Annotated in this window: 5 protein-coding genes and 1 pseudogene; 4 read left to right on the top strand and 2 right to left on the bottom strand. The window is 73.5% G+C overall.

Annotated elements, in window-relative coordinates:
* Positions 1–226, top strand: a pseudogene (locus AC1MIR_RS23675) (hypothetical protein); the annotation flags it as partial.
* A gap of 37 nt (positions 227–263) precedes the next feature.
* Here the strand turns inward: AC1MIR_RS23675 and AC1MIR_RS23670 are convergent.
* Together AC1MIR_RS23670 and AC1MIR_RS23665 are read right to left on the bottom strand one after the other, a co-directional pair.
* The gene (locus AC1MIR_RS23670; RefSeq protein ID WP_480030632.1) at positions 264–473 is read right to left on the bottom strand and encodes a hypothetical protein; all 210 of its coding nucleotides are present in this window, start codon (positions 471–473) and stop codon (positions 264–266) included.
* A gap of 21 nt (positions 474–494) precedes the next feature.
* Positions 495–1,235 carry a sulfite exporter TauE/SafE family protein gene (locus AC1MIR_RS23665; protein WP_480030631.1) on the bottom strand — a complete coding sequence of 247 codons (741 nt, stop codon included), beginning with the start codon at positions 1,233–1,235 and terminating at the stop codon, positions 495–497.
* A 73-nt stretch (positions 1,236–1,308) separates the two neighbouring features.
* Here AC1MIR_RS23665 and AC1MIR_RS23660 point away from each other — a divergent pair, with 73 nt between their 5' ends.
* The 3 genes from AC1MIR_RS23660 (at position 1,309) to rplA (ending at position 3,488) form a co-directional block, all read left to right on the top strand.
* Positions 1,309–2,226 carry a LysR substrate-binding domain-containing protein gene (locus AC1MIR_RS23660; protein ID WP_480030630.1) on the top strand — a complete coding sequence of 306 codons (918 nt, stop codon included), beginning with the start codon at positions 1,309–1,311 and terminating at the stop codon, positions 2,224–2,226.
* A 121-nt stretch (positions 2,227–2,347) separates the two neighbouring features.
* Positions 2,348–2,782, top strand: coding sequence for a 50S ribosomal protein L11 (gene rplK, locus AC1MIR_RS23655; protein WP_109872750.1), 435 nt, complete (start codon positions 2,348–2,350; stop codon positions 2,780–2,782).
* Positions 2,783–2,786: 4 nt separating this feature from the next.
* The gene (gene rplA / locus AC1MIR_RS23650; RefSeq protein WP_480030629.1) at positions 2,787–3,488 is read left to right on the top strand and encodes a 50S ribosomal protein L1; all 702 of its coding nucleotides are present in this window, start codon (positions 2,787–2,789) and stop codon (positions 3,486–3,488) included.
* The last annotated feature ends 101 nt before the right edge of the window (positions 3,489–3,589 follow it).

Raw genomic sequence — 3,589 nt, 5'->3', positions numbered from 1 at the left:
CCCCCGGCGCCCCCCCCCCCCCCCCCCCCCCCCCCCCCCCCCCCCCCCCCCCCCCCCGCCGCCCGCCCCGCGCGAGGACTGGCTGCCGGCCTGGATGACCGCTGCGCTGCCGATCGCCGAGGAGACGCTGGCGGGCGGCGCCGTGCTGGGCCTGGTCGCGGGGCTGTCGGCCTTCCTGGTGGTGCGCGCGGCCTTGCGCCGGCACGCCGGGCCGGGTGGCCCCTGAGGCCGGCGGCCGCCAGGGAGGTCTCGCCGCCGGGCGTTCAGCGCCCGGCCAGCGCCCGCCGACCGGCCTCCGTCGCCGAGACCATCCCGCCCTGCAGCGCGACAAGGCCACCCTCCACCGCATCCTCCCACACCGTCAGCCGCGGGCAGGAGGTGCGCCAGGCGTCCAGCACCTCGGCATAGGGGCGCGGCCGCTCCGCCACGAAGGCGACGAGGTCGAGGATCAGCGGACGCAGCGTCTCGGACATGGTCGTGCCTCCTTCTTCCGCTCAGGCCAGCAGCAGCCAGGTGCCCTGGCAGATGTAGAAGCCGCCGATCGCGGCGATGATGCGGTCCGCCCAGCGGCGATACTGCGCATCCGTCATTGCCTCCAGCACGCGCTTCGCCAACATGGTGCCAAGCATCGTCGCCAGGATCGCCGCCCCCGCGAGCCAGGGATCCACGCTGCCCGGATCGGCCACCAGCGCGCCGAAATAGACCAGCTTCAGCGTGTGGCTGAGCGCCTGCACCGCGGCCTTGCTCGCCACGATCTGCCGCCGGTCCAGCCGCCCGCCGAGGAAGAAGCGGTCCAGCAGCGGGCCGGAGACGCCGGTCATCACCATCAGCGACATGCCCGCCGCGCCGGCGGCCACGCCATGCGCCGGCCGCATCGGGTCCGGCTGCCAGCGCGCGGGCAGGGCGCGCACCAGGAAGGGACTCGCGCCCAGCATCAGCAGCGCGACGCCCCGATCCGGCACCAGCAGCACCAGCGACCAGGCCCCGAGCGCGACCAGCCCGCCGGCCGAGACCCACAGCACCGGACGCCAGGCGATGTGCCGACGCCACAGCAGCGCGCGCCAGCCATTGGATGCGATCTGCGTCACCGCATGCAGCGCCATCGCCTCCGGCACCGGCAGCAGCACCAGCAGCACGCCGATCAGCACCAGCCCGCCGGCCATGCCGAAGACGCCCGAGAGGATGGAGGTCCCGAGGATGGTGAGCAGCAGGGCGGCAATGAGGGTGGGGGACATGGCCTCTCCCTGATGCGCCGCTTGCGCCCGCGCCGCAAACGGCATTTGCTGAGGCTGAGGCTCAGCTTTCCTGATGGTGACGCCCCGCCACCTGCCGCCGTTGAACGGCATCCGCGCCTTCGAGGCCGCCGCCCGCCACGGCTCCTTCGTGGCCGCCGCCGCGGAGCTGCATGCCCGCCCCGCGGCGGTGAGCCGCCTGGTCCGGCTGCTGGAGGAGCGGCTCGGCGTCGCGCTGTTCGAGCGCCACGCGAACCGCCTGACCGCCACCCCGGCGGGCGCTGCCTATCGCGCCGGGCTCACCCCGCTGCTCGACGGGCTCGCGCGCCTCACCGCCGAGGTCGTGGCGCGGCCGGCGGCACCCGTGCTGACCGTCGGTGTCGGCCCCACCTTCGCGATCCGTTGGCTGATCCCGCGGCTGGCCGCCTTCACCCGCGCCGAGCCGGGGATCGAGGTGCGCATCGCGACCGGCGGGGCCGCCGTCCCCTTCGCCGAGGGCTGGAGCTGCAACATCCGCCTCGGCGCCGGCGATTGGCCCGGCTTCGCCGCCGACCGGCTGGTCTCGGCGGACCTGATGCCCGTCGCCGCCCCTTTGCTCGCCGTCCGCCTCGCCGCGCCCGCGGATCTGGCGGGGGAGACGCTGCTGCGCGTCGCGCATGCGCCGCAGGACTGGCCGCGCTGGGCCGAGGCGGCGGGCCTGCCCGGCCTCGCCGCCGCGGGTCCCGTCTTCGAGTTCTACGGCCAGGCGCTGCAGGCGGCCGCCGACGGGATGGGCGTCGCGATGGGCATCCGCCCCTATGTGGACGACGACATCGCCGCCGGCCGCCTCGTCGCGCCCTTCGCGGTGACGGTGCCGAAGGGCATGGGGTGGTATCTGGTGCATCGGCCGGAGGCCGCTTCGGACCCCGCCTTCGCCGCCTTCCGCCGATGGATTCTCCGGGCGGCGGCCGAGGGCTCGCCCGGCACTGGACATCCGCCCGCGCCGGCTCTATAGGCCCGCGCTCGCCGCGGCCCGGGGCCTTCCCTGGGCCGTTTGGCGCTTTTCGGGGAACGCGGGAGATGCCGGTGCGGGCATCGCCAGGACCGCGGGCCTCTGGAACCCAGAGGACTGACACGTGGCAAAGAAGATCGTCGGCTACATCAAGCTGCAGATCCCGGCCGGCAAGGCGAATCCCTCGCCGCCGGTGGGTCCCGCGCTCGGCCAGCGCGGCCTGAACATCATGCAGTTCGTGAAGGAATTCAACGCGGCGACGCAGCAGATGGAGCCGGGCACCCCCACGCCCGTCGTCATCACGGCGTATGCGGACCGCACCTTCTCCTTCATCACCAAGACCCCGCCCAACACCTACTTCCTGATGAAGGCCGCCAAGATCGAGAAGGGCAGCCAGACCCCGGGCAAGGGCGGCACGGTCGGGCGCGTGACGAAGTCGCAGCTGCGCGAGATCGCGGCCGTGAAGATGAAGGACATGAACTGCACCGATGTCGAGAGCGCGGTGCGCATGCTCGCCGGCTCCGCCCGGTCCATGGGCATGACCGTGGTGGAGGGCTGAGGCCATGGCGAAGATCGGCAAGCGCCTCAAGGCCCTGAACGGCGCCTTCGACCGCGAGAAGAGCTACGGCCTCGAGGAGGCCATCAAGCTGGTGAAGTCGAACGCCAAGGCGAAGTTCGACGAGACGGTCGAGATCGCGATGAACCTCGGCATCGACCCCCGCCATGCCGACCAGATGGTCCGCGGCGTGGTCGGGCTGCCGGCCGGCACCGGCAAGACGGTGCGCGTCGGTGTCTTCGCCCGCGGCCCGAAAGCGGAGGAAGCCAAGGCCGCCGGCGCCGATGTGGTGGGCGCGGACGACCTCGCCGCCCTGGTGCAGGAAGGCAAGATCGAGTTCGAGCGCTGCATCGCGACGCCCGACATGATGGCCCTGGTCGGGCGGCTCGGTAAGGTGCTCGGCCCGCGCGGCCTGATGCCGAACCCGAAGCTCGGCACCGTGACGATGGACGTGAAGGGTGCGGTCACCGCGGCGAAGGCCGGCCAGGTCGAGTTCCGGGCCGAGAAGGCGGGCATCGTGCATGCCGGCATCGGCAAGGCCTCCTTCGGCGAGGACAAGCTGCTCGAGAATGCGCGCGCCTTCATCGACGCGATCCAGAAGGCCCGCCCGAGCGGGGCGAAGGGCACCTATGTGAAGAAGGTGTCCCTCTCCTCCTCGATGGGCCCGGGCGTGAAGGTGGACCTGGCGACGCTGGCCGCCGGCGCCTGATTTCGAGATACGGCGGCTTCGGCCGCCGGGCAGGGGGGGGGGGCCCGCCCCCCCCCCCCCCCCGGCGGGGCCCCCCGAGGGCCAAACCCCCCGCCCCCCGG

The sequence above is a fragment of the Falsiroseomonas sp. RANM36 genome (assembly GCF_056682175.1).
The sequence above is the reverse complement of the archived record's forward strand: the minus strand, read 5'-3'. Positions and strand labels throughout refer to the sequence as shown.

Excerpts from the sequence above, each read along its gene's own strand:
- AC1MIR_RS23665 (WP_480030631.1), bottom strand. The coding sequence starts at position 1,235 with ATGTCCCCCACCCTCATTGCCGCCCTGCTGCTCACCATCCTCGGGACC.
- rplA (WP_480030629.1), top strand. The coding sequence starts at position 2,787 with ATGGCGAAGATCGGCAAGCGCCTCAAGGCCCTGAACGGCGCCTTCGAC.
- AC1MIR_RS23670 (WP_480030632.1), bottom strand. The coding sequence starts at position 473 with ATGTCCGAGACGCTGCGTCCGCTGATCCTCGACCTCGTCGCCTTCGTG.
- AC1MIR_RS23660 (WP_480030630.1), top strand. The coding sequence starts at position 1,309 with ATGGTGACGCCCCGCCACCTGCCGCCGTTGAACGGCATCCGCGCCTTC.